At 57.3% G+C, this 24,323-nt stretch carries 24 protein-coding genes and 1 other RNA gene; 15 read left to right on the forward strand and 10 right to left on the reverse strand.

Translation table 11 applies throughout. The features are described from left to right. Positions 1-29: 29 nt before the first annotated feature. Positions 30-725, reverse strand: a complete 696-nt coding sequence (gene queC / locus ACOKCT_RS15560) for a 7-cyano-7-deazaguanine synthase QueC (RefSeq protein ID WP_103178487.1) — start codon at positions 723-725, stop codon at positions 30-32. A gap of 66 nt (positions 726-791) precedes the next feature. Beyond that, positions 792-2,492 (reverse strand): SgrR family transcriptional regulator, encoded by a 1,701-nt coding sequence (locus ACOKCT_RS15565; RefSeq protein ID WP_156654001.1) that lies wholly within the window; start codon positions 2,490-2,492, stop codon positions 792-794. A gap of 100 nt (positions 2,493-2,592) precedes the next feature. Here ACOKCT_RS15565 and cof point away from each other — a divergent pair, with 100 nt between their 5' ends. Next, positions 2,593-3,411 carry an HMP-PP phosphatase gene (gene cof, locus ACOKCT_RS15570; RefSeq protein WP_103178489.1) on the forward strand — a complete coding sequence of 273 codons (819 nt, stop codon included), beginning with the start codon at positions 2,593-2,595 and terminating at the stop codon, positions 3,409-3,411. A 40-nt stretch (positions 3,412-3,451) separates the two neighbouring features. Here cof and ACOKCT_RS15575 read toward each other — a convergent pair whose 3' ends face one another. Next, positions 3,452-4,498 carry a PLP-dependent cysteine synthase family protein gene (locus ACOKCT_RS15575; RefSeq protein ID WP_103178490.1) on the reverse strand — a complete coding sequence of 349 codons (1,047 nt, stop codon included), beginning with the start codon at positions 4,496-4,498 and terminating at the stop codon, positions 3,452-3,454. A 115-nt stretch (positions 4,499-4,613) separates the two neighbouring features. Between ACOKCT_RS15575 and ACOKCT_RS15580 the strand changes: the two genes are divergently transcribed. The 5 genes from ACOKCT_RS15580 to amtB all read left to right on the forward strand — a co-directional run bounded on the left by ACOKCT_RS15580 (position 4,614) and on the right by amtB (position 10,501). Continuing rightward, the gene (locus tag ACOKCT_RS15580) at positions 4,614-5,072 is read left to right on the forward strand and encodes an Lrp/AsnC family transcriptional regulator (protein WP_168192003.1); all 459 of its coding nucleotides are present in this window, start codon (positions 4,614-4,616) and stop codon (positions 5,070-5,072) included. A 30-nt stretch (positions 5,073-5,102) separates the two neighbouring features. Beyond that, positions 5,103-6,875 (forward strand): SmdA family multidrug ABC transporter permease/ATP-binding protein, encoded by a 1,773-nt coding sequence (locus ACOKCT_RS15585; protein ID WP_420193640.1) that lies wholly within the window; start codon positions 5,103-5,105, stop codon positions 6,873-6,875. Continuing rightward, complete coding sequence (locus ACOKCT_RS15590) at positions 6,868-8,646, forward strand: SmdB family multidrug efflux ABC transporter permease/ATP-binding protein (protein ID WP_159339715.1); 1,779 nt, start codon at positions 6,868-6,870, stop codon at positions 8,644-8,646. Before ACOKCT_RS15585 ends, ACOKCT_RS15590 begins: the two co-directional genes overlap by 8 nt. 196 nt (positions 8,647-8,842) lie before the next feature. Beyond that, positions 8,843-9,181: a P-II family nitrogen regulator gene (gene glnK, locus ACOKCT_RS15595; RefSeq protein WP_103178493.1), complete on the forward strand. Its 339-nt coding sequence runs from the start codon at positions 8,843-8,845 to the stop codon at positions 9,179-9,181. Between the two features lie 33 nt (positions 9,182-9,214). Next, positions 9,215-10,501, forward strand: a complete 1,287-nt coding sequence (gene amtB / locus ACOKCT_RS15600; protein WP_032616850.1) for an ammonium transporter AmtB — start codon at positions 9,215-9,217, stop codon at positions 10,499-10,501. Between the two features lie 96 nt (positions 10,502-10,597). On the opposite strand, the gene tesB is transcribed toward amtB, so the two are convergent. Then, positions 10,598-11,458, reverse strand: coding sequence for an acyl-CoA thioesterase II (gene tesB, locus ACOKCT_RS15605; RefSeq protein WP_420193641.1), 861 nt, complete (start codon positions 11,456-11,458; stop codon positions 10,598-10,600). A gap of 208 nt (positions 11,459-11,666) precedes the next feature. On the opposite strand from tesB, the gene ACOKCT_RS15610 reads away from it, so the two are divergent. Next, a complete protein-coding gene (locus tag ACOKCT_RS15610) occupies positions 11,667-12,236 on the forward strand; it encodes a YbaY family lipoprotein (protein ID WP_103178495.1) in 570 nt (189 codons plus the stop codon). A gap of 33 nt (positions 12,237-12,269) precedes the next feature. Here the strand turns inward: ACOKCT_RS15610 and ACOKCT_RS15615 are convergent, their stop codons facing one another. Beyond that, positions 12,270-12,605 (reverse strand): MGMT family protein, encoded by a 336-nt coding sequence (locus tag ACOKCT_RS15615; RefSeq protein ID WP_168194659.1) that lies wholly within the window; start codon positions 12,603-12,605, stop codon positions 12,270-12,272. Positions 12,606-12,759: 154 nt separating this feature from the next. On the opposite strand from ACOKCT_RS15615, the gene ffs reads away from it, so the two are divergent. The 3 genes from ffs (at position 12,760) to ACOKCT_RS15630 (ending at position 13,593) form a co-directional block, all read left to right on the forward strand. Beyond that, positions 12,760-12,856, forward strand: an RNA gene (gene ffs, locus ACOKCT_RS15620) — signal recognition particle sRNA small type. A 270-nt stretch (positions 12,857-13,126) separates the two neighbouring features. Then, entirely contained in the window at positions 13,127-13,378 is a 252-nt protein-coding gene (locus tag ACOKCT_RS15625; RefSeq protein ID WP_039032396.1) for a hypothetical protein, read from the forward strand. Then, positions 13,375-13,593 (forward strand): hypothetical protein, encoded by a 219-nt coding sequence (locus ACOKCT_RS15630; RefSeq protein WP_032616855.1) that lies wholly within the window; start codon positions 13,375-13,377, stop codon positions 13,591-13,593. The genes ACOKCT_RS15625 and ACOKCT_RS15630 overlap by 4 nt, the downstream gene beginning before the upstream one ends. 142 nt (positions 13,594-13,735) lie before the next feature. Here the strand turns inward: ACOKCT_RS15630 and ACOKCT_RS15635 are convergent, their stop codons facing one another. Then, complete coding sequence (locus ACOKCT_RS15635) at positions 13,736-15,157, reverse strand: PLP-dependent aminotransferase family protein (RefSeq protein WP_325941686.1); 1,422 nt, start codon at positions 15,155-15,157, stop codon at positions 13,736-13,738. Positions 15,158-15,241: 84 nt separating this feature from the next. On the opposite strand from ACOKCT_RS15635, the gene ACOKCT_RS15640 reads away from it, so the two are divergent. The 4 genes from ACOKCT_RS15640 (at position 15,242) to ACOKCT_RS15655 (ending at position 20,604) form a co-directional block, all read left to right on the forward strand. After that, complete coding sequence (locus ACOKCT_RS15640) at positions 15,242-15,850, forward strand: YczE/YyaS/YitT family protein (protein WP_103178497.1); 609 nt, start codon at positions 15,242-15,244, stop codon at positions 15,848-15,850. A gap of 76 nt (positions 15,851-15,926) precedes the next feature. Next, complete coding sequence (locus ACOKCT_RS15645; RefSeq protein ID WP_159339719.1) at positions 15,927-17,000, forward strand: LacI family DNA-binding transcriptional regulator; 1,074 nt, start codon at positions 15,927-15,929, stop codon at positions 16,998-17,000. Positions 17,001-17,104: 104 nt separating this feature from the next. Next, positions 17,105-20,191, forward strand: a complete 3,087-nt coding sequence (locus ACOKCT_RS15650) for a beta-galactosidase (protein ID WP_420193642.1) — start codon at positions 17,105-17,107, stop codon at positions 20,189-20,191. Positions 20,192-20,250: 59 nt separating this feature from the next. After that, on the forward strand, positions 20,251-20,604 hold the full coding sequence (locus ACOKCT_RS15655) for a DUF1428 domain-containing protein (RefSeq protein ID WP_420193643.1): 354 nt from the start codon (positions 20,251-20,253) through the stop codon (positions 20,602-20,604). Between the two features lie 32 nt (positions 20,605-20,636). Here the strand turns inward: ACOKCT_RS15655 and ACOKCT_RS15660 are convergent, their stop codons facing one another. After that, positions 20,637-22,205 (reverse strand): EAL domain-containing protein, encoded by a 1,569-nt coding sequence (locus tag ACOKCT_RS15660; RefSeq protein WP_103178501.1) that lies wholly within the window; start codon positions 22,203-22,205, stop codon positions 20,637-20,639. 257 nt (positions 22,206-22,462) lie between these two features. Here ACOKCT_RS15660 and ykgO point away from each other — a divergent pair, with 257 nt between their 5' ends. Next, positions 22,463-22,603: a type B 50S ribosomal protein L36 gene (gene ykgO / locus ACOKCT_RS15665; protein ID WP_003859006.1), complete on the forward strand. Its 141-nt coding sequence runs from the start codon at positions 22,463-22,465 to the stop codon at positions 22,601-22,603. 49 nt (positions 22,604-22,652) lie between these two features. Here ykgO and ACOKCT_RS15670 read toward each other — a convergent pair whose 3' ends face one another. The 3 genes from ACOKCT_RS15670 to tomB all read right to left on the reverse strand — a co-directional run bounded on the left by ACOKCT_RS15670 (position 22,653) and on the right by tomB (position 24,000). Further along, positions 22,653-23,117: a YlaC family protein gene (locus tag ACOKCT_RS15670; protein WP_103178502.1), complete on the reverse strand. Its 465-nt coding sequence runs from the start codon at positions 23,115-23,117 to the stop codon at positions 22,653-22,655. Positions 23,118-23,380: 263 nt separating this feature from the next. Beyond that, entirely contained in the window at positions 23,381-23,599 is a 219-nt protein-coding gene (locus ACOKCT_RS15675; protein ID WP_032616864.1) for an HHA domain-containing protein, read from the reverse strand. A gap of 8 nt (positions 23,600-23,607) precedes the next feature. Further along, complete coding sequence (gene tomB / locus ACOKCT_RS15680) at positions 23,608-24,000, reverse strand: Hha toxicity modulator TomB (RefSeq protein ID WP_103178503.1); 393 nt, start codon at positions 23,998-24,000, stop codon at positions 23,608-23,610. Between the last annotated feature and the right edge of the window lie 323 nt (positions 24,001-24,323).

The raw sequence follows: 24,323 nt of genomic DNA on the forward strand, positions 1-24,323 counted from the left end.
GCATCTTTTCACCCGGCAGACCGCTCCGGTCAGTTAAGACCGGTTTTTTTCTTCAGAGCCGCCATCACCCCGGCTTTATCCGCCAGATAGTGATTCAGGCCATTAGCGCGCAGATTACACGCCGCACACTGGCCGCAGCCATCGCCTTTGATGCCGTTGTAGCAGGTGAGCGTTTCGTTACGCACCAGATCCAGCTTGCCCCAGTAGTCGGCCAGCGCCCAGGTTTCGGCTTTATCGAGCCACATTAGCGGCGTTTCGAAACGGATATCTTTGGCCATGCCGAGGTTCACAGCGTGGTTAAGGGCTTTAACAAACTCATCGCGGCAGTCCGGATAGCCCGAGAAGTCGGTTTCGCACACGCCGGTGATGATTGCCTCGGCTTTTACCTGGTAAGCATAGATGGCCGTCAGGGTCAGGAAGAGGATATTACGCCCCGGTACGAAGGTATTCGGGATCCCCTCGGCATCCGGTTCGTAGTCCGGTACCGGAATGCTGTCCCGAGTGAGGCTGCTCACCGCCAGTTCGTTGAGCAGAGTGACATCCAGCACCTTATGCGCCCGTGCGCCGAGTTTCACCGCCAGTTTTTGCGCGACCTCAATCTCTTCGCTATGGCGCTGGCCATAGTCAAAAGTCACACAATGGACTTCATCATATTGCTGCAGAGCCTGAACCAGACAGGTCGTGGAGTCCTGACCTCCACTGAAGACGACAACGGCACGTTTCATTAATCTTCCCAACTTTGACGGTTAAAGACCTATGGTAGCGTCTGCCCGTGGCGGCGACCAGCTTCTTCACGTTTTCGGCGCTGGCAGCCAGGCCTCGGTAAAGTCAAACCAGCCGCGCGGATTCAGCCGGATACCATTTACCCCCGGCGGGGCGCTGATTTGATATTGATAGTTGAACAGCGGCGTCAGCACGGCACGCTTCATCAGGCGGGAGTAAACCTCTTTCAGCGCCAGATGGCGGGCAGAACCGTCGGGTTGGGTCTGAACGGCATCCAGGGTCGCCATCAGGTGCGCGAACTCCGGTGCGCTGAGCAGATAAGGCCACAGGGCATCACAGCGCAGCCACTGCTCCAGGGTGTATTCTGGCGCCTCGCCAATTAACCTGTCCCCCATCATGATATCCGCCTCCGCCAGGGCGGTGCAGCCGTCCCAGGTTTTGGCGTCATGAAACATCACTCTGAGCTGACACCCTTCCTGCGCCAGATAGCGTTTCAACTGTTCCGCCATGGTATGCAACTCCACCGGCAGGTGATAAAGCAGAGTGAGCGTTTCCGGCAGAACGGTCTCCTGTTCCCGCGTCCACTGCGGGATTGACCAGCCCGGCAGCAACTCCTGGGTCGGCGTGATGAGATTCTCGTCCAGCGGCAGCGTATGCAGCAGCGACGAGTGATGGATGATCTCGATCATCCGTCGGGCCTGCGCTTCGCTTAGGCGATCGCTCTGTTTAAGCGTGAGGTAGCAAAAACCGAGGCTGATGCTGTTACTGACCAGCCGCAGGCTGGCAAGCTCCTCCGGCTCACCGATGGCAATCTGCACCGGATGACGACAGCTGGTACCTAAATCCTGGTCAAAAAGTTGAGGCGTGATCCAGTATTCGATCGCTTTCAGCAGCGGATGCCCGAGGTGGTACTGCTCGTGGCTTTCCAGCCGGACCAGGTCAGGATCGAAGATTGCCAGGCGAAACGGCCCGCTCCCGGTCAGGGGCTGTTCAGGATGGGCAAGGTGGCTGCAATAGCTTGCCAGCCGGTGCGCCAGCCAGTAGTCGGGATGGTGTAATACAAAAGTCAGGCACTGAGGATGGGTGACCTCAATTTGCCTCACGCTGTTAAACAGCTTGCGCAGCGCGGGCAGGGTAAGCAGCTTCGCCAGCTGGCTCTGGAGCTGGGTTGCCTCGACTTTATCCCCGTTGTGCCAGTGCAGCGTGGAGCGAATGTAGAAATGCCAGCGCAGCCCGTCGGTCGAGATATCCCAGTGATGCGCCAGATCGCCCACAGGTTCGCTGCGGGTATCGTCGAACCGGGTCAGTCCGGAAAAGATCTGTCCCACGAGATGCTGTTCAGCGCGGCCCGGCAGAAAACCAGGCTGGAGCGGATCGAGTGGACGGTAATAGGGAATGCGCAGCGTCGGCGTATCATTCTGCCACTGCCCGCCCAGAAAAGGATGCAGCAGCGCGCGCAGCGCCTGGGGGGCCAGCTGTGCCAGCGCCAGGGCGTTCTGCTGATGCCCGCTTTTCAGCGCCTCTTCCATCATCGCGTTACGTAACGATTCCGGCGTGACGTAAAAGCGTAGCTCACCGCGCTTTCCGCGTCCGGACTGCGCATGCCAGCTGAGCCAGCCCGCCTCCTGGGCCTGACGCAGCAGGGTGCGGACATGCCGTTCACTGCAAAAACAGCGGCTCGCCAGCTCTGCCACGCTGACCTGCTGTGGCGCACCGGCAGAGGGCTGCCACAGTCGCTGGTACTGATTAAGTCGATTAAGCTGGCGCATCGTAAACCCGGAACAATAATGTCCATCTATTCAGTATTACTTCCGTATATACCAGGCAATACTGTTGCACAAGTTACCTCTTCACATTTTTGGAGTTCTCATGGCGCGGCTGGCGGCATTTGATATGGACGGCACCTTGTTAATGCCGGATCACCGTTTAGGCGATAGGACGCTGAGCGTGCTTAAGCGGCTGCGTGAGCGTGATATCACGCTCACCTTCGCCACGGGTCGTCATGTGCTGGAGATGCGCCACTTAATGGGGGCGCTCTCCCTCGACGCCTTTTTGATTACCGGCAACGGCACGCGCATTCACTCTCTGGAAGGGGATGTGCTTTATCGCCAGGATCTCGCCCCGGATGTGGCAGAACAGGTGCTGCACAGCACATGGGATACGCAGGCCAGCATCCACGTTTTTAACGATACCGGCTGGCTGACAGGCAAGGAAATCCCGGCGCTGCTCGAAGCGCACGTCTATAGCGGCTTCCAGTATCAGGTGACCGATCTGCGTCGTATTCCGGCCCATGCGGTGACGAAAATCTGTTTTTGCGGCGATCATGACGATCTGTGCCGCCTGCGCATTCAGCTCAACGAGGCGCTGGGCGGCCGCGCGCATCTCACCTTCTCGGCCATCGATTGTCTGGAGGTGCTGCCGGTAGGGTGCAACAAAGGCTCCGCGCTGGCGGTGCTGAGCGAACATCTGGGCCTGAGCCTGCAGGAGTGTATGGCGTTTGGCGATGCGATGAACGATCGCGAGATGCTGGGCAGCGTGGGGCGCGGCCTGATTATGGGCAATGCGATGCCGCAGCTGATCGCCGAGCTGGCGCATTTACCGGTTATTGGACACTGCCGCAACGAGGCCGTGTCCCATTTCTTAACCCATTGGCTGGATACACCTGATCTTCCTTATTCCCCCGAATAGTGAGACCCTTCCAGCAAGCCAGACAAACGTCTGGCTTTTTTTATTTTACCAGCCGGGTGATTTCCGCAAGCCACGGCGCCACATCGCCAATATTCGCTTTTACCCATTCGGCGTTGTAATAGGTCTCCAGATAACGCTCACCGCTGTCGCACAGCAGCGTCACGACAGAGCCGGTTTGCCCTGCCTCACGCATCCGCGCGGCCAGCTGTAACGCGCCCCACATATTGGTGCCGGTTGAGGCCCCCACCTTGCGGCCCAGCTGCGTTTCCAGCCAGAGGGCGGTGGCGACGCTCGCGGCATCCGGCACGCGGAGCATCTCGTCCACCACATCCGGAATAAACGATGGTTCGACGCGCGGGCGGCCAATCCCTTCTATTTTGCTCCCGACCGGGCTGCGCAGGGCAGGATCGCGCTGCTGCCAGTAATCCAGGAATACGGAGTTCTGCGGATCCACCACCATAAGACGGGTATCGTATCCCTGGCAGCGAATATAGCGGCCAATGGTGGCCGAGGTGCCGCCGGTGCCAGCGCTCATCACGATATGGGCCGGTACCGGGTTAGGCTCATTCTGCATCTGGCGGAAGATACTGTCGGCAATGTTGTTATTGCCGCGCCAGTCGGTGGCCCGCTCCGCGAAGGTAAACTGGTCCATATAGTGGCCGTTCAGCTCCCGGGCCAGCATCTCTGAGGCGGCATAAATTTCACAGGCGCTTTCCACAAAGTGACAGCGACCACCGTAAAATTCGATCTGTTCGATTTTACGTTTCGCCGTACAGGATGGCATAACGGCGATAAACGGCAGGCCGAGCAGGCGGGCAAAATAGGCCTCAGAGACGGCGGTGGAACCGGAGGAGGATTCAATAATGGTGGTGCCTTCATTGATCCAGCCATTACACAGCCCATACAGGAACAGCGAGCGCGCCAGACGGTGCTTCAGGCTGCCGGTGGGGTGGGTACTTTCGTCTTTCAGATAGAGCTGGATACCCGGAAAACCGGGCAGGGCAAGGCGAATAAGGTGTGTATCCGCCGACCGCTGATAATCGGCGTTAATTTCACTGATGGCATTTTTAACCCAGGTGCTATTCATCGAAGTTATCCATTTGTCATTTTGTGCCCAGCATAGCGAAAAGCACAGAAAAAATTGTTGCTATCTGACCTTTAAAATAGAATGTGAAGAGAAAAATTTTCTCTGCGGGGTGGTTATGCTAGATAAAATTGACCGTAAGCTGCTCTCCTTACTGCAAAGTGACTGCACCCTCTCTTTGCAGGCGCTGGCGGATGCCGTTAATCTGACCACCACGCCCTGCTGGAAACGCCTGAAACGACTGGAAGACGAAGGCATATTGCTGGGGCGTGTGGCGCTGCTCGATCCCGAAAAACTGGGGCTTGGCCTGACCGCGTTTGTGCTGATAAAAACGCAGCACCACAGCAGCGAATGGTACTGCGGATTCGTTAGCGTGGTTTCACAGATGCCGGAAGTGCTGGGCTTCTGGCGCATGGCGGGCGAATATGACTACCTGATGCGCGTACAGGTAGCTGACATGAAGCGCTATGATGACTTCTATAAACGGCTGGTCAACAGCGTGCCGGGTCTGACGAATGTCACCTCCAGCTTTGCGATGGAACAGATAAAATACACCACCGCCTTACCCATTGAATAACCCGGAATACAATCCTCAGGAAAAGACCGCGTGCGATTATTTGCTCAGTTAAGCTGGTACTTTCGCCGGGAGTGGCAACGCTACCTCGGTGCAGTCGCCCTGCTTATTATTATTGCCATTCTGCAGCTCATCCCACCAAAAGTGGTGGGCTACGTTGTGGATGGCGTTACGGAACAGCATTACACCACCGCACGGGTGATGATGTGGATCGGCATGCTGGTCCTGACGGCGGTGGTGGTCTACCTGCTGCGCTATGTCTGGCGCGTGCTGTTGTTCGGTGCGTCATACCAGCTTGCCGTCGAGCTGCGGGAAGATTTTTACCGCCAGCTCAGCCGCCAGCATCCGGAATTTTATCTGCGCCATCGCACCGGCGACCTGATTGCCCGCGCCACCAATGACGTGGATCGCGTAGTCTTTGCCGCCGGGGAAGGGGTATTAACCCTGGTGGACTCGCTGGTGATGGGCTGCGCGGTGCTGATCGTCATGTCGACCCAAATCAGCTGGCAGTTAACCCTGCTGGCGCTCCTGCCAATGCCTCTGATGGCCCTGGCGATCAAACGCTACGGCGATCAGCTTCACCAGCGCTTCAAGCTGGCGCAGGCGGCGTTCTCCACTCTTAACGACCGTACCCAGGAGAGCCTGACCAGTATCAGGATGATCAAAGCCTTTGGCCTGGAGGATCGTCAGTCGGCGCTGTTTGCCGCCGACGCGGCGGATACCGGGGCCAAAAACCTGCGCGTCGCCCGGATTGACGCCCGTTTTGATCCCACGATTTATATCGCCATCGGCACCGCTAACCTGCTGGCCATTGGCGGCGGAAGCTGGATGGTGATTAACGGCTCGCTGACGCTCGGACAGCTGACCAGCTTTGCCATGTATCTGGGGCTGATGATCTGGCCGATGCTGGCCCTGGCCTGGATGTTTAACATTGTCGAGCGCGGCAGCGCGGCCTACAGCCGGATCCGCGCCATGCTCGCCGAAGCGCCGGTGGTCAACGACGGTAGCGAGACGGTACCGAACGGACGCGGCGAGCTGAATGTCGCCGTCCGCGCCTTTAGCTATCCGCAGACGGAACAGGTCACGCTTGAAAACGTCCACTTTACGCTGCAACCGGGGCAGATGCTGGGCATCTGCGGCCCAACAGGCGCCGGCAAGAGCACCATTCTGTCTCTAATCCAGCGCCACTTCGATATCCCTCAGGGTGAGATCCGCTTCCACGATATTCCACTGCCGCAGCTGCGGCTGGATAGCTGGCGCAGCCGCCTTGCGGTGGTGAGCCAGACGCCGTTCCTCTTCTCCGATACCGTCGCGAATAATATTGCGCTGGGTTGTCCGCACGCCACACGCGAGGAGATCGAGCACGTTGCGCGTCTCGCCAGCGTCCATGACGATATCCTGCGCCTGCCCCAGGGCTATGAAACCGAAGTGGGCGAGCGCGGCGTGATGCTGTCGGGCGGGCAGAAGCAACGTATTTCCATCGCCCGTGCGCTGCTGCTGAATGCCGAAATCCTGATCCTCGACGATGCCCTTTCCGCCGTCGATGGCCGTACTGAACATCAGATCCTGCATAACCTGCGACAGTGGGGGGAGGGGCGCACGGTGATCATCAGCGCCCATCGTCTCTCGGCCCTGACCGAGGCGAGCGAAATTCTGGTGATGCAGCACGGGCACATTGCCCAGCGCGGGCAGCATGAGCAGCTGGCGGAACAGCCGGGCTGGTATCGCGATATGTACCGTTATCAACAACTGGAAGCGGCGCTGGATGAGGTGCCGGAGACGGGCGAGGAGGCCGCCGATGCGTAGTTTTTCCCAGCTGTGGCCTACCCTGAAGCGCCTGCTGGCCTATGGCTCGCCGTGGCGCAAACCGCTGTCGCTGGCGGTGGTATTGCTGTGGATTGCGGCGATAGCCGAAGTGACCGGCCCGCTGCTGATCAGCTATTTCATCGACAACATGGTGGCGAAAAACTATCTGCCGCTCGGTTTAGTCACCGGGCTGGCGGTGGCCTATGTCGGGCTACAGTTGCTGGCGGCGGGGCTGCACTACGCCCAGTCGCTGCTCTTTAACCAGGCCGCCGTGGGGGTGGTGCAGCAGTTGCGCACCGACGTGATGGACGCCGCGCTGCGCCAGCCGCTGAGCGCGTTCGATACCCAGCCTGTCGGGCAGATTATCTCCCGCGTGACTAACGATACGGAAGTGATCCGCGATCTCTATGTTACGGTGGTGGCGACGGTGCTGCGCAGCGCCGCGCTGGTCGGCGCTATGCTGGTGGCGATGTTCAGCCTGGAGTGGCGCATGGCGCTGGTGGCGATGGCGATTTTCCCGGCGGTGATGATTGTGATGATCATCTACCAGCGCTACAGCACACCGATTGTGCGCCGGGTGCGGACCTATCTGGCGGATATCAACGATGGCTTCAACGAGGTCATCAATGGCATGAGCGTGATTCAGCAGTTCCGTCAGCAGGCGCGCTTTGGCGAACGGATGGGCGAGGCCAGCCGCTCACACTACATGGCCCGCATGCAGACCCTGCGTCTGGACGGTTTCCTGCTGCGCCCGCTGTTAAGCCTCTTTTCGGCGCTGGTGCTGTGCGGGTTGCTGATGCAGTTTGGCTTTGCCGCCCGTGGCACCATCGAAGTGGGGGTGCTGTATGCCTTTATCAGCTATCTGGGCCGTCTTAATGAGCCGCTGATTGAACTCACCACCCAGCAGTCGATGTTGCAGCAGGCGGTGGTCGCCGGTGAGCGCGTTTTTGAGCTGATGGATCGCCCGCGCCAGGCCTATGGGGATGACGAGCGCGAACTGCAAAGCGGCGAGATTGAATTTGATCAGGTCTCCTTTGCCTATCGCGACGATCGCCTGGTATTGCAGGATATCAACCTGACGGTACCGTCCCGAAGCTTTGTCGCGCTGGTGGGGCATACCGGCAGCGGTAAAAGTACCCTCGCCAGCCTGCTGATGGGCTACTACCCGCTCACCGAAGGTGAAATTCGTCTGGATGGGCGCCCGCTGTCGACCCTGAGCCACGCCGTGTTGCGTAAAGGGGTGGCGATGGTGCAGCAGGATCCGGTGGTTCTGGCCGACACCTTCTATGCCAACGTGACGCTGGGGCGGCCGTTTAGCGAAGAGCAGGTGTGGGACGTGCTGGAAAAGGTGCAGCTGGCGGATCTGGCCCGCGGCCTGCACGACGGTATCCATACCCGGCTGGGCGAGCAGGGTAATAATCTGTCAGTCGGGCAAAAGCAGCTATTAGCGCTGGCCCGGGTGTTGATCGATACGCCGCAGGTGCTCATCCTCGATGAAGCCACCGCCAGCATCGATTCCGGCACCGAGCAGGCGATCCAGCAGGCGCTGGCGGCGGTACGCGAACAGACCACCCTGGTCGTGATTGCTCACCGCCTGTCGACCATTGTTGAGGCAGATACCATTCTGGTGCTTCATCGCGGCCAGGCGGTTGAGCGCGGTACCCATAAGCAACTGCTTGAGGCGAAAGGGCGTTACTGGCAAATGTATCAACTGCAGCTCGCTGGCGAAGAGCTGGCCGCCAGCGCGCGGGAGGAGTCCCTCAGCGCCTGATGCACTAAAATTAAGCAACCTGCCAGCCGCTGAATCGGTTGGTGCAAAAATGAAACGCACCCTGCACTGTCATGGTGCGTTTTTTTCGCCATCTTATCGCGATGCCTCGTATTCACGCCCTTTTCACTTTTGGCACACCCCTTGCAATACCACCTTCGTTAGCTCGCCAAAACCGAATTCTGACTGGAGGGGATATATGAAGCTGGTTACCGTGGTAATCAAACCATTCAAGCTCGAAGACGTGCGTGAAGCGCTCTCTTCAATGGGTATTCAGGGGCTGACCGTCACCGAGGTGAAAGGCTTTGGTCGACAGAAGGGGCATGCAGAGCTCTACCGTGGCGCGGAATATAGCGTCAACTTTCTGCCAAAGGTGAAGATTGACGTGGCGATCGCCGACGATCAGCTGGAAGAAGTCATCGACGTGATTAGCAAAGCAGCCTACACCGGCAAAATTGGCGACGGCAAAATTTTCGTTGCTGAGCTGCAACGCGTTATTCGCATTCGTACAGGCGAAGCCGACGAAGCGGCACTGTAAAACAGCAGGCACACAGTGATAGGGATCGAGAAAATGAACACAACAACACTTAAAGCAGGTCTGGGGTCTCTGGCGCTGTTGCCGGGGCTGGCAATGGCTGCACCCGCGGTAGCAGACAAAGCCGATAACGCCTTTATGATGATTTGCACCGCGCTGGTGCTGTTTATGACCATTCCGGGGATCGCGCTCTTCTACGGCGGCCTGATCCGCGGCAAAAACGTCCTCTCCATGCTCACCCAGGTGACGGTGACCTTCGCGCTGGTTTGTGTGCTGTGGGTGGTTTACGGCTACTCGCTGGCCTTCGGGGAGGGCAACGCCTTCTTCGGCAGCTTTAACTGGGCGATGCTGAAAAATATCGAGCTGACCGCGGTAATGGGCAGCTTCTATCAGTACATCCACGTGGCGTTCCAGGGCTCGTTCGCCTGTATCACCGTCGGGCTGATTGTCGGGGCGCTGGCGGAACGTATCCGCTTCTCCGCCGTGCTGATCTTCGTGGTGGTGTGGCTCACGCTCTCCTACGTGCCGGTGGCGCATATGGTGTGGGGCGGCGGCCTGCTGGCCTCTCATGGCGCGCTGGACTTTGCGGGCGGTACCGTTGTGCATATCAACGCCGCGGTAGCGGGGCTGGTGGGAGCATACCTGATCGGCAAACGCGTCGGTTTTGGCAAAGAGGCCTTCAAACCGCACAACCTGCCGATGGTCTTTACCGGCACGGCTATCCTCTACTTCGGCTGGTTTGGCTTTAACGCTGGCTCAGCAAGCGCAGCAAACGAAATCGCGGCGCTGGCCTTCGTGAATACCGTTGTGGCGACAGCGGGCGCAATCCTCTCCTGGATCTTTGGCGAGTGGGCGGTACGCGGCAAGCCTTCGCTGCTGGGTGCCTGTTCCGGTGCCATTGCCGGTCTGGTGGGCATCACCCCGGCCTGTGGCTTCGTCGGTGTCGGTGGCGCGCTGATCATTGGTATCGTGGCAGGTCTGGCCGGTCTGTGGGGCGTAACGGCGCTGAAACGTGTTCTGCGTGTGGACGACCCGTGTGATGTCTTTGGTGTGCACGGCGTGTGCGGCATCATCGGCTGTATCATGACCGGTTTCTTCGCCTCAACGTCCCTTGGCGGCGTGGGTTATGCGGAAGGCGTGACCATGGGTCACCAGGTTCTGGTTCAGCTGGAAAGTATCGCCATCACGGTGGTCTGGTCGGGTGTGGTGGCCTTTATCGGCTACAAGCTGGCAGACATGACGGTGGGGCTGCGCGTACCGGAAGAGCAGGAGCGCGAAGGTCTGGACGTCAACAGCCACGGCGAGAACGCATACAACGCGTAAAGTTAAAGTATTGCCCGGTGGCGCTACGCTTACCGGGCCTACGGATTGTGCTTTTGTAGGCCGGGTAAGGCAAAGACGCCGCCCGGCTTTTTCATATCATCCGCGGTTACGCATCACCCCTTCCTGCACGGTGGAGGCCACCAGCACGCCATCCTGGGTATAAAACTCACCACGAACAAAGCCGCGAGCGCTGGATGCCGAGGTACTCTCCACGCTGTACAGCAGCCACTCATTCATATTAAACGGACGGTGGAACCACATCGAATGGTCGATGGTGGCAACCTGCATCCCTTTCTCAAGGAAGCCCACACCATGTGGCTGCAGGGCAACCGGCAGGAAGTTGAAGTCGGAGGCATAACCCAGCAGATATTGATGCACGCGGAAATCTTCCGGCATCGCGCCGTTCGCGCGGATCCAGACCTGACGAGCCGGCTCGGCAATATGGCCCTTCATTGGGTTGTGGAACTCAACCGGGCGGATCTCCAGTGGTTTATCGCAAAGAAACTTCTCTTTAACCTGCGGAGGCAGCAGATGCGCCAGCGCACGGGCAATGTCCGTCTCGGAACGCAAATCGTCGGGTGCGGGGGCAGGGGGCATCGCTTTCTGATGCTCATAGCCCGGCTCCGGCGCCTGGAATGAGGCGGTCATGTAAAAGATTGGCTTGCCGTTTTGCACCGCCGCCACGCGGCGGGCGCTGAAACTGGTGCCGTCGCGCAGGACTTCAACGTCATACACGATGGGCTTCTGGCTGTCGCCAGGGCGCAGAAAATAGCTATGAAAGGAGTGCACAAAGCGCTCCTGGGGTACGGTCTCTTTTGCAGCGTAGAGGGCTTGTCCCACAACCTGGCCGCCGAAAACCTGGCGTAGCCCCAGATCTTCGCTTTGTCCCCGAAAGAGTCCTTCTTCAATTTTTTCCAGGTTTAATAATGTCAGCAGATTGCTTAATGCCTGACTCATAGTCGTCCTCAATTAATACGCCGTGGCGAAAGATACGCAGAGTATAACGCAGAAATGCAAGTGGTCCGATGGGTGCAATAATCTGAATAACAGGGGGATTCCAGGCATAAATAATTGATCTGTGCCACACTTAGTCTCGTTATCTTTATGTTAACCACTCATCTGGCGGTATCGATCCCGCTGGTGCATTGATGATAAGGAGAACTCAATGAAACTCGTGCACATGTTAAGTGGTTTAGCGGTAGCGGTTGCTCTCTCTGCCTGCGCGGATAAAAGCGCAGACATTCAGACGCCGGCGCCGAACCCTAACACTGCTGGCGTAGCGACGCAGCCGACCATTCAGCAGCCAAATGTCTCAGGTACAATCTGGATCCGCCAGAAGGTGGCTTTACCGCCGGATGCAGTGTTAACCGTTACTCTGTCTGATGCCTCGCTGGCGGATTCGCCATCGAAGGTTCTGGCGCAGCGGGCGACGCGTACCGAGGGTAAACAGGCGCCATTTAAATTTGAACTGCCGTTTAACCCGGCGGATGTTCAGCCTAACGCCCGCATCCTGCTGAGCGCAGCCATTACCATTGACGATAAGGTTGTCCTGATGACCGATATCGTTAAACCGGTGATCAATCAGGGCGGTACCAAAGCCGATCTGGTCCTGGTGCCGGTACAGCAGACCTCGCTGCCGCTGCAGCCTGGCGGCGGTGCGCCGACAACTGTGCCGTCAACGTCACCAACCCAGGTTAGCCCATCTACGGCTACGCCGGCGCCAACCCAGCTTTAATGCTTCATGCCCCTCTCGTCTGAGAGGGGCTATTCAATACCGCCAGCGATAACGCTGCATATCAATTTGCCCACTTCCCGACACCTGCACACCTTCGCTGAGTAAGGCCTGACGCTGGCGCTGTAAATCTGGCCCGGTTAAGGAGATTGCTCCGTGGCGGTTGACCACCCGATGCCAGGGCAGGGTGCTACCTTCAGGCAGCCTTCTCAGCACACCGCCTACCTGTCGCGCTGCACGGGGAGAACCCGCCAGCTGCGCCACCTCGCCATAGGTGGTGACCGTGCCTTCGGGAATCGAGGCCACTATCTGCCATACCCGCTGGGGAAAAGAGTCGTGCTCGTCCATTTTGTGCTCCTGTGTTAAGGGCATGATAAAGATTTACGGACAAGACAGGAAGAAAGTGCCCACTCTGTAAACGCTTTGCGCAATAAAACATCACCCGGACGCGGTTAACTTGCAATTGCTATCCCGTACAGTGATAATGCGCCAGCGCGTTGGTTAACAACGCTCTCAATGGGGGCTCTGTTGGTTCTCCCGCAACGCTACTCTGTTCACCAGGTCAGGTCCGGAAGGAAGCAGCCAGGGCAGACGACGTGTGTGCCGGGATGTAGCTGGCAGGGCCCCCACCCATTTCTGCTCTTCTCAGCATCGCTTCATATCCATTATCGCCATTATCCCCAACAATAGTGCGCGTATTATATATTTTTAAACCGACCTGTATATTTCGCAAATTGTCATCATACTGAAACATGGTTGTCATTATTCTGTCATAAATTTTCTGCAGGGTAAGTGTGACATTTTTATGATGTATAAGCAGAGAATATATATCTGGATAATAATGTTAACTTCGTGTATTAATTTAAGAAAAAATAGCCAGGGATGTAAAAACGATGACGACTGCAGTCCTGAATGTAAAAATTGACGAAGCGCTGAAAGAGAAACTTCGTCATTATGCCGAAGTGAATAATGAGAATCTCAGCGTTACCACTGAGAAGCTGCTGCAGATGGCATTTGCTGTAGCAGATGAGGCGGGAGTGACGGAGGAGGATATCGACAATCAGCATACGGAAGAAGAGAGTGTAGCTCCATTTACTCCTAAAGAAATCAAGGCACTAAGAAAAATTCTGAAGAAGAAAAAATGAAACAACATCAACAATCCACCGCCAGCAGCTACTCCGAAGCCTGCACGCTTCTGCGCTCTGGCTATGTCAAACATGTCCGCCTGGGCTGGGACGTTGGCAGTGATGAGTTCTTTCGAATTGCGTCTGACTGGTGTGATACCGGCGCAAAAATAAAGAAAGAAGGCGATAGTTTTGTTATTTCCCTGAAAGGTTTTCCTATTCCTGCTCAGCACTGACCTCCCATGCTGAAAATGTCTGACTGTAACAATTACAGTCAGACATTTTTAAATTGCCCGTTATGCGCGATTATTTGTGCGCCCGCTCACTTTTTTCCCGTAATTAATATCAACGTTGCAGTCGCCCACGGCGAAAAGGCGATTACACCAGGGTACGTTTTACGTTTTGCCCACCGTTAATCAGCGCCAGCCACAGCGGCTTGATCCGCACCAGGGCGTTTTCCAGCGCCATTGGCTCCAGAGAGAAGGGCATGCGCAGGTAGCGGTCAAACGCCCCGGAAAGCCCGAACCGCGTCCCGGTCCCCAGATGAATACCCGCCGCTTCGGCGCGGGTGGCGAGCTGAGTGGCCAACATATCCGGCAGTTCCACCCAGTAGGATAAGCCCCCTTCCGGCACCTGGAAACGCCAGTCGGGAAAATGTTCCCGCAGTAGCGCGGCGCAGCCATCTCGCCGCTCACGCAGCATCTGCCGTCGGGCAGGTAAAAAGGTTTCGCCCTGCTCAATCAACCACAGGGTCGCCAGCTGTTCCAGCAGCGGCGAGCCGAGATCGAGCGTATCGCGCGTTTGCGCCAGCGTGGCGATGGTGCGCGCCGGGGCGCGAACCCAGCCCAGACGCAGGCCGCCCCAGAAACTTTTTCCCGCCGAGCCGAGGGTAATGACATTGCCGTTCGGGCAGAAGGCAGCCAGCGGCGCTGGGGGAGGTGCATCGAACCAGAGATCCACCATGGTTTCATCGACGACCAGCAGAGTGCGGGCCCGGGCAGCCACGGCGGCGATAGCTTGCCGGCTCGTCGCATCCATGCAGCGGCCCGTGGGATTGTGGAAATCCGGCATCAGATAAGCCAGGCGCGGCGCGGTCTGGGCGAGGGTGGCGGCAAAGCCGTCAATATCCCAGCCGGTCTGCGGCAGCGAGACACCTACCGGTCGGCAGGAGGCGCCCTGGATGGCGGCAATAGCCAGCGGGTAAGTGGGGTGATCCACCACTACCCGATCGCCTGGCCCGGTGAACATGCGCAGTACCAGCGCCAGCCCGCTGACGGCACCGTTAACCACCATCACCTCTTCTGCCCGGGTCGGCAGGCCGCGCGCCGTATAGCGTGCGGCAATGGCTTCGCGCAGGGCCAGCAGTCCCAGTTGGTCATAGCCTGTTTGCGTCAGATGCGGCGTCATGGCGGTCAGGGCATGGGTATAGGCCTGATGGATCTCCGGCCCGGCTCCCAGCGCGGCGGTAGAGAGATCCAGCGCCGCACTGGCGTTGGCGCGGGTAGGGGGTGTGCGGCTGTTGGGCAAGATCACCCGCGAGCCGCTACCGTGTCGGCTTTCGAGGTAGCCCTCATCCCGCAGATGGGCAAGGGCGCTGCTGACGGTGGTCCGGCTGACTTCCAGCGTTAAAGCCAGCTCCCGCTCTCCCGGCAGGCGTGTATCCAGCGCCAGCCTGCCGTCCAGGATCAGCAGGCGCAGGGCATCGGCCAGCTGTCGCCACAGCGGGGTACGGGAGGGGCTCCCCTGCCAGTGACCCAGCAGACGCACTAATGACTGACTTCCAAATCGACGTGATGACACAGGCAGTCCACTTTTTGAAAACTGGTCATTAATCATAGGGCCATTTCAGGCAATGATAAAAGCAGAAACCATCGGAGAGCGATCATGTTACGTCGATTACTTCAGCTTTACGTCGGATTAAGCCTCTATGGCCTGTCAACGGCGATGTTTGTGCGCGCGGATCTGGGGGCCGATCCGTGGAATGTCTTCCACCTGGGGGTGGCAAAACTGCTGGGAATGGATATTGGCACCGTTATCATTCTGACCGGTGTGCTGGTGCTGCTGCTGTGGATCCCACTGCGCCAGCGCCCGGGGCTCGGCACCATCAGCAACGTGATTGCCATCGGTCTGGCGGCCGATGTCGCGCTGGCGTTTATTCCGGCTATCGATTCGCTGATGGCCCGCTGCGTATTGCTGGTCAGCGCGGTTATCGTAAATGCGCTGGCGACCGGCATGTACATCGGGGCCGGATTTGGCGCCGGGCCGCGCGATGGCCTGATGACTGGTATCAACGCCCGCACCGGCTGGTCGGTTCGCAGCGTGCGCACGGCGATTGAGATTTCAGTTTTGCTGACTGGCTGCCTGCTGGGGGGCACTTTTGGTGTCGGTACCGTGCTCTATGCGTTAAGCATCGGCCCGCTGATCCAGATCTGTCTGCCATGGTTTCGTCAGAGACCGCGCCCGCTAGTCCCGCAGCCTGAGCGCGTTGTCTGATTTTGCGAAGCGCTCACATGCTTTACGCCAGGCGTTATGACAGAATAGGTACCTCTGTCACTGCAACGCGAAGCGCATGAAAGCCATAACGCTCTATGATGTTGCCCGCCTCGCGGGCGTCTCTTATCAAACCGTCTCACGGGTCATTAATGATGCGGCCCACGTCTCGGCCCGGACCCGGGAGAAAGTGCTGCAGGCGATGGCCGAGCTGCACTATGTTCCCAATCGCGGCGCCCAGCAGTTGGCCGGTAAACGCACCCGCACCCTGGGGTTGATTACTACAGATCTGGCCCTGCATGCCCCCTCGCAGATTGCCTCAGCGGTGAAGACCCGCGCAGGCGAGCGCGGGGCGAGCGTGCTGATCTCGATGGTGGAAAATCCCCAGCAATGCATGGCGGCGCTGCAGGAGCTGCTGGCCCAGCGCGTGGAAGGGCTGCTGGTTAACGTGCCGCTCGAAGAGGCCCAGGCAGAAAGCCTGCAGGCGCAGGCCCTTCCGGTGCCGGTACTGTTTCTTGATGTCTCCCCTGACGCCCGGGTACACAGCCTGGTGTTTGATGCCGGACAGGGGGCCACTCTGGGGGCGCAACATCTGCTGGCGCTGGGCCATCAGCGGATCGCCCTGCTTGGCGGGCCACAAAGTTCCGTCTCTGCCCGGGCGCGTCTTGCCGGCTGGTTGTCTGCCTTAGGCGATGCGGGCCTGGAACCGTGTGCGGTTGCGGAGGGGGACTGGAGCGCGGCTTCAGGTTATGAAAAAGGCCATCAGCTGCTGGCGGGGGCGACCCTCCCGCAGGGGATCCTGGTGGCGAACGATCAGATGGCCCTTGGCGTGATGCGCGCCTGTGCCGAAAAGGGTATTGCTGTGCCGGGCCAGATCTCGGTGGTCGGTTTTGACGATACCACCGACAGCGCGTGGTTTACCCCGCCGCTGACCACGGTTCGTCAGGCGTTCCGTGAGGCGGGACTGCGCAGCGTGGAGTGGTTACTGGCGCAGCAGGGGACGAGTGAAGCAGCCCCGGCACAAACCCGGCTGCCGGTGACGCTTGTCGAGCGCCACTCCACCGCCCGGGAAGGGATCCCGCAGGGAAGTGAAGATCTGGCCCGTCAGCTTAAATCGCTGGCGCTGCTGGCCGAACAGCTGGCGCGTCGTTAACGCTTTTGTGATCGCCATCGCTTCATGACGCTCTCCCCCTTTACCCTGGCAACCTGACAGGGCATTGTAGCCATAAATTGTGAGCGCTTCGCAAAGAGGTAACTATGTCCCATCCTGCTTCGCTGACCCTCAGCACACTTCTTGCCCGTCGTGACTGGGAGAATCCCGGCGTCACCCAATGGAACCGACTTCCTGCCCACGTCCCGCTAAGCGGCTGGCGTGATGAGCACGCCGCGCGGGATGAGGAGCCAACCCCGGCCATCCGCTCGCTGAACGGTGACTGGCAGTTCAGCTTCTTTCCTGCACCCGAGCAGGTTCCCGACAGCTGGACGCAGGAGGATTGCGCGGATGCGGTGGTGATGCCCGTTCCCTCCAACTGGCAGATGCAGGGCTTTGATACGCCGATCTACACCAACGTCACCTATCCTATTGCGGTGGATCCGCCCTTTGTCCCGGCTGAGAACCCGACCGGTTGTTACTCGCTCACATTCGAGATGGACGCCAGCTGGCTGGAAAGCGGTCAGACGCGACTGGTCTTTGACGGCGTCAATTCCGCCTTTCACCTCTGGTGCAACGGGCAGTGGGTGGGCTACTCCCAGGATAGCCGTCTGCCTGCGGAGTTTGACGTGTCTGCGTTCCTGCGGGCAGGCAGCAACCGGCTGGCGGTAATGGTGCTGCGCTGGTGTGACGGCAGCTATCTTGAAGACCAGGATATGTGGCGGATGAGCGGTATCTTCCGCGACGTGACCCTGCTGCATAAGCCAGATACCCATATCGCCGACTATCACGTTGTGACGGAGCTGAACGCCGATTATGACCGCGCACAGCTTCAGCTGGGGCTGACCCTTGGCGGGAACGACTACGCAGGCTGTGAGGTGAGCGTAAACCTGTGGCGGGACGGAGAGCGTATCGCCAGCGCCATCGGCACACCGGGCTCTGCGGTTGTCGATGAGCGCGGAAGCTGGCAGGAGAGGGTAAATGTTGCACTGAAGGTGGAACACCCGGCGCTGTGGAGTGCGGAAATCCCCGCCCTTTACCGGCTGACTCTGGTGTTGCATGACGCTCAGGGCCAGATCCTGGACGTAGAAGCCTGCGATGTGGGATTCCGTCGTGTCGAGATCGCAAACGGGCTGTTGAAGCTCAACGGCAAGCCGCTGCTGATCCGTGGCGTAAACCGTCACGAGCATCACCCTGAGCGCGGACAGGTGATGGACGAAGCCACCATGCGCCGCGACATTGAGCTGATGAAGCAGCACAACTTTAACGCCGTGCGCTGCTCGCATTACCCTAACCACCCGCTCTGGTATCGCCTGTGCGATCGCTATGGGCTCTATGTGGTGGATGAGGCCAACATCGAAACTCACGGCATGGTGCCGATGAGCCGCCTGGCTGACGATCCGCGCTGGCTACCCGCCATGAGCGAACGCGTCACCCGCATGGTGCAGCGCGATCGTAACCACCCGTCGATCATCATCTGGTCTCTGGGCAACGAGTCTGGTCATGGCGCCAACCATGACGCCCTTTACCGCTGGGTGAAAACGACCGATCCTGGCCGTCCGGTGCAGTATGAGGGCGGTGGGGCGAATACGGCGGCGACCGACATCGTCTGTCCGATGTATGCCCGCGTCGATCAGGACCAACCCTTCCCGGCAGTACCGAAATGGTCCCTTAAAAAGTGGATCGGTATGCCGGATGAGACGCGTCCGCTGATCCTCTGCGAATACGCGCACGCGATGGGCAACAGCTTTGGCGGGTTCGCTAAATACTGGGAAGCCTTCCGCAAACATCCTCGTCTGCAGGGCGGTTTCGTCTGGGACTGGGTCGACCAGGCGCTGACGAAGCATGACGAACAGGGCAATCCTTTCTGGGCCTACGGTGGCGATTTTGGTGATAAACCGAATGACAGACAGTTTTGTCTGAACGGGCTGGTCTTCCCCGATCGCACGCCGCATCCGGCCCTCTATGAGGCCCAGCGCGCGCAGCAGTTCTTCACCTTTACCCTGCAAAGCCACTCCCCGCTGGTGGTGGAGGTGCAGAGCGATTATCTCTTCCGCACCACGGACAACGAGCAGTTACGCTGGTCGGTAATGCGGAATGGCGAGGTGCTGGCCACCGACGTTGTGGCGCTGGACATTCCGCCACAAGGGACGCAACGGCTGGAGCTCGCTCTGCCGCAGTGGGCATCTGCACCGGGTGAACTGTGGCTGAACGTTGAGGTTATTCAGCCTGCCGCCACGCCGTGGTCCGCTGAAAACCACCTTTGCGCCTGGGAACAATGGCCCTTGCCAGCGCCGTTATGCATCGCGACACCGAAGGCTGCCGGAGCCATTCCACAGCTGATCCATGAGGATGACGCGCTGGTCATAACCCATCAGCAGCAGCGCTGGCAGTTTGATCGCACCAGCGGCAATCTGACGCAATGGTGGCGCGACGGCGTGCCGACATTGCTTTCGCCGCTGACCGATAACTTTACCCGCGCCCCACTGGATAACGATATCGGCGTCAGCGAAGCGACCCGCATCGATCCGAATGCCTGGGTGGAACGCTGGAAGGCGGCAGGGATGTACAGCCTGACGCCGCGTTTGCTGCTGTGCGAGGGAGAGCAGCTGGCGCAGGGGGTAACGATCGCCACGCTCCAGGCCTGGGAGCACAACAATCAGGTGCTGTTCCTGAGCCGTAAATGCTGGCGCATCGATAGCCAGGGCGTGCTGCACGGCGACGTTGAGGTGCAGGTGGCGAGTGATATGCCAGAGCCCGCCCGAATCGGGCTGAGCTGTCAGCTGGCGCAGACGCCGCAGACCGTAAGCTGGCAGGGGCTCGGGCCGCATGAGAACTACCCGGATCGCAAGCTCGCTGCCCGTCAGGGACGCTGGGAACTGCCGCTTGCTGAGCTGCACACTCCCTACATTTTCCCGACCGACAACGGCCTGCGCTGCGATACGCGTCAACTGAATGTAGGGCAGCATCAGCTGGAGGGTGATTTTCACTTCTCGGTAAGCCGCTACAGCCAGACGCAGCTGCGCGAGACCTCGCATCACCATCTGTTACGTGAGGAGCCCGGCTGCTGGCTGAACCTTGACGCGTTCCATATGGGCGTTGGGGGCGATGATTCCTGGAGCCCAAGCGTCTCTCCGGAGTTTATCCTGCAGGTGAAAAAGGTGCGTTACGCCTTTAGCTGGCAACAGAACTAAACTTAATCGCTGATGCGGCCACACCGCGTGGCCGCACGTTCACTTCGGAGGTTTATCTGATGAAGTATGTCGACGATTTTGTGGTTGCCGTGCCCGCAGATAATAAGGAGGCTTATCGCGAGCTGGCGGCGAAAGCCGCGCCGCTGTTTAAAGAGTTTGGCGCGCTGCGTATTGTTGAGTGTTGGGCAGATGACGTACCCGACGGCAAATTAACGGACTTTCGCATGGCGGTGAAGGCGGAAGAGAACGAAGAGGTGGTTTTCAGCTGGATCGAATATCCTTCAAAGGCGGTTCGCGACGAGGCGAATCAGAAGATGATGAACGATCCCAGAATGAAAGCGTTTGGCGAAGCCATGCCTTTTGATGGTAAGCGCATGATTTATGGCGGCTTCTCGCCGCTTCTGGACGAATAAGCGTGACGCCCGGCGGCGCTTCCCGCCGGGCGTTAAGCGTGGCTCTCGGGATCGAGATTCGTTTCCGCCCACTGGATAAACGCCTCTTTCGGCAGCGCCTTGCTGTAAAACCAGCCCTGGCCGTACTGCACACCGTGGCGACGAAGCCATGCCAGCTGGCCTTCGGTTTCAATACCTTCTGCTACCATGTCCAGATCGAGCGACCTGGCCATCTCTATGATGTGCGAGGTGACATTTTTATATTCCAGCGCATCCACAAACGATTTATCAATTTTCAGCGTATCGACATCCAGATCCTGAAGGTAGCTGAGGCTGGAGTAACCCGTTCCGAAATCATCAATATAGACAGAGTGCCCGGCACGTCGGAATGCGGCAATGGCCGGGGCGCTGACCGCAGGATCGGCGAACCCGCGCTCGGTGAGCTCCAGTGCAATCTGCGAAGGGTGCAGTTGCCACTGATTCAGCAGGCGGCTCAGCAGCGGAAGCACGGTGCCCGAGATCAAATCCGCCGGCGCCAGGTTTATCGAGATATGGTGGCCCGGATGCTGGCGTAACCATTCGCCCATCTCCTCAAACACTTTTTCGATGATAAGTGTCGTCAGCGGGTTGGTCAGGCCCGTCTGTTCCGCCAGGGAGACAAAAATATCGGGTGACAGATAGCTGCCGTCCGGCTGCGGCCAGCGTGCGAGGGCTTCCGCACCGGTGAGTCTGCCGCTGTTCAGATTCACAATCGGCTGGAAATGAACCTGGAATTCCCTGGCATTAATCGCATCCATTAAACGATACCGGGGCGATTGCAAACGGCGTAACACGCGCAATATAAACCAGGCTGTCAGCAGACTGATCAGGACACCAAAAGGCAGCCAGAAAATAAGCTGGTGGTGCCAGCTCTTTTGCAAAGGGGTCAGAGAGGACCACGCCACAATAGTGAAGCCCAGGTCAGATACATCGTGCCGGTTGTACATCACGCCGTTATGCTGAAAATTCGCGCGGCCATTGCGCTGCATTTCCTGAAAGACCTGCATATCCAGCTTGTTGCTGCTGGCAAAAACGATATTGCGGCGAAGCCCCACCAGGGCGACATCGATCGGCCATGAGCCAAAGGGGATCACATCGATCAGCGAGGCCGGATCGATCATGACAATGTAGTGCTCTGTACCAATCGCGGCCATATAGCGGTCGAGGCCCAGATCGTTATGCGAGGTGACCCAGGCCCGGTAGCCATCGGAGGTGATGCGCATTGCTGGCGGAAACGGGGCGGCATGGCTCACTTGTTCCAGCGAGGAGCAGCGCGGTTTCAGATCCTCAACGTAAAGAACTTCCTGAATGTAGCGCCAGGAAAAGGAGGCGCGGCGCATCGCCATCGCATGTTCGTAACTGCATGGGGTTCCATTAAAAGCGTGCATCTCCTTCAGGGCGGATTCCGCCTGGCTAATGACTCTGTCGGTACGTATCTGTACGCGCGAAGAGTAGCTGTTCAGATCATCGACAAACTTATCTTCTGCATTGCGGTGCGCCAGCCAGACACTCAGGCAGACAGGAACAAGGACAGCAATGATGAGTACACAGGTAACCACACTGACCAGGTGTCGGGTTGTCATGCTCCTGTTTCCTTTTATAACGCCGTTGTTGGGCGCCCAAGCCGATGACATTAAAACGAAAACGCCGTTGACATGTAGTGTTATAGCACGCAGTTGATAGTGAGTTCATTTAGCAATTGAGACACTGAATTAAATACCATTTTAAGTGACTTTTTCACAGAGCGAAAACCTGACGAACGCTACAGGCGCAGGTTGTTTTTGCCTCGCTACTCAGATATGCTAATTGTTATGTTATAACAAATCATAATGAGGTAGGTATGCAGGTTCTGAATTCATTGCGCAGCGCAAAACAACGCCATCCAGATTGTCAGATTGTGAAGCGTAAAGGGCGGTTATACGTGATTTGTAAATCCAATCCGCGCTTTAAGGCGGTGCAGGGGCGTAAGAAGAGACGTTAAGCGGGATAAAGATGCCTGCCGCCGATATTGGCGGCAGGCCAGGAGAGGTTCAGGCGGCCACGCGGGAGAGGGTGAAAACATCGTAGAAAGAGAGCTCGCCTTTCGTGGCGATCATCTTCTGCAGTTTCTCTTTTTGCTGGGACTCGACGTTAGGGGAATGCAGAATGTTTTCGATCAGCTGAGGAGGCACAAAGCGCGTGTTGTACCACTCACCGTTGTAGCAGACCCGGAAATCAAGCACATCAATATCTTCATAGCGATAACGCGGATTGACGTCAAAGAAGAAGAAGGCGTTAAAGACGATGAACAGGACAACCAGCAACCAGACGGAACCAATCAGCGTTTCGGATTGCAGCATCACTACCAGCGTAGCAAGCCACGCCGCATACATGGCGACAAACAGACCAGGATGTTTGCGAATAAAGCTGATGCTGAAGCGCGGCTTGTTGTCACGCTTTTCGCGAACATTGAGATCATCAATGGTTTCGGTAAGCAGGCGTTGTATCTCGGTCATCTTCTGCCCTTTCTGAATTCGACTCAATACGAAGGATCCGTATATTTTAAGTGACCACAATGTGTGTGGACAGTAACAGTTATGCTAAGAAACATCATAACAGTTACCAGAAAAGGGCGGGTGGGATGAGATGGCTGGCTGTTCAGTACAACGCAATCTTTCCCCTGGCGATAGCGCTAGCCCAGCAATGGAGAACTGCCTGTCACGCAAAGGATGAAACATCTGAACGTAGAATCTTTATCTCTGAGAGTAGTTAGACATAATCAGCGTACAAACTTCCATACAGCGGTCGGGATTTTATCGTACAGCTTATTCATCGTAAGTTCAGCCAGACGATGATCGGCTGCTGAATAGAATACCGCAAGCTCATTATCAGAAAGCTCGTATTTATTTTTTTCAATGACGCGTTCCAGGGTGTCAATGGACTGACAGCGTCGTAAACGCATCAAATAATCAGTCTTGGTTAATGGTTTATCAGACATAAATTCACCTAATTGTTTGTAATAATTTTAATCGGAGAAGCTAACGGGTTAGCTCTGCTTGCATTGACAAAACAACGAAAAAGCCGATTGCCCGATTTACGCCATTTTTGTAAATCCTGTGCGTTAATGCCGTAGCTGCTGAATAACATAAAAGTGTCATCCAGGTATTCGTCAATTTGCTCAATCAACTTATTATCTTCGTTATACTTAATTTTATAATTAAGCGCGAAGGTAGCAATATGTTCAATCAACTCGTTTAACTGCAAGTTAATGGCAGAAGTCGGGTCATTTACCCAGCCATGATTGCTTTCATCGAGATTGGTCAGGCAGTCATGGTACAGGGATTCACAAAGAAATTTCAACTGTGCAATATCTTGCCTTTTAGGCGAGTATTCGTCCATAGCGTATCCCCTTTTTGAGTGATTTTTTACTCACCGAACATCGTTGTCGGGAAGGGTACAACTGACTCAGCGTCAATGACTACTGTTATGCCTCTTGCTTTAACTATAATCTACTCTAATCAGGATTTCACCGCGCTATTACGAAAAATTACAATTACGCAGCATTTTACCGTCTCTGGCGGCCACTATGTTATATATTGTTTTATCCTGATACAGCTCTTTACTTATCACCCTGTGTGATTTCTTAACCAGTCTAAAAATCATTGGTAAGCGCGGGTGAAATCAAAAAACACCAGGAATACTCTTAATACCTAAGACGTGAC

Source organism: Leclercia sp. M-A074-M (assembly GCF_965195605.1).
Taxonomy (GTDB): domain Bacteria; phylum Pseudomonadota; class Gammaproteobacteria; order Enterobacterales; family Enterobacteriaceae; genus Enterobacter.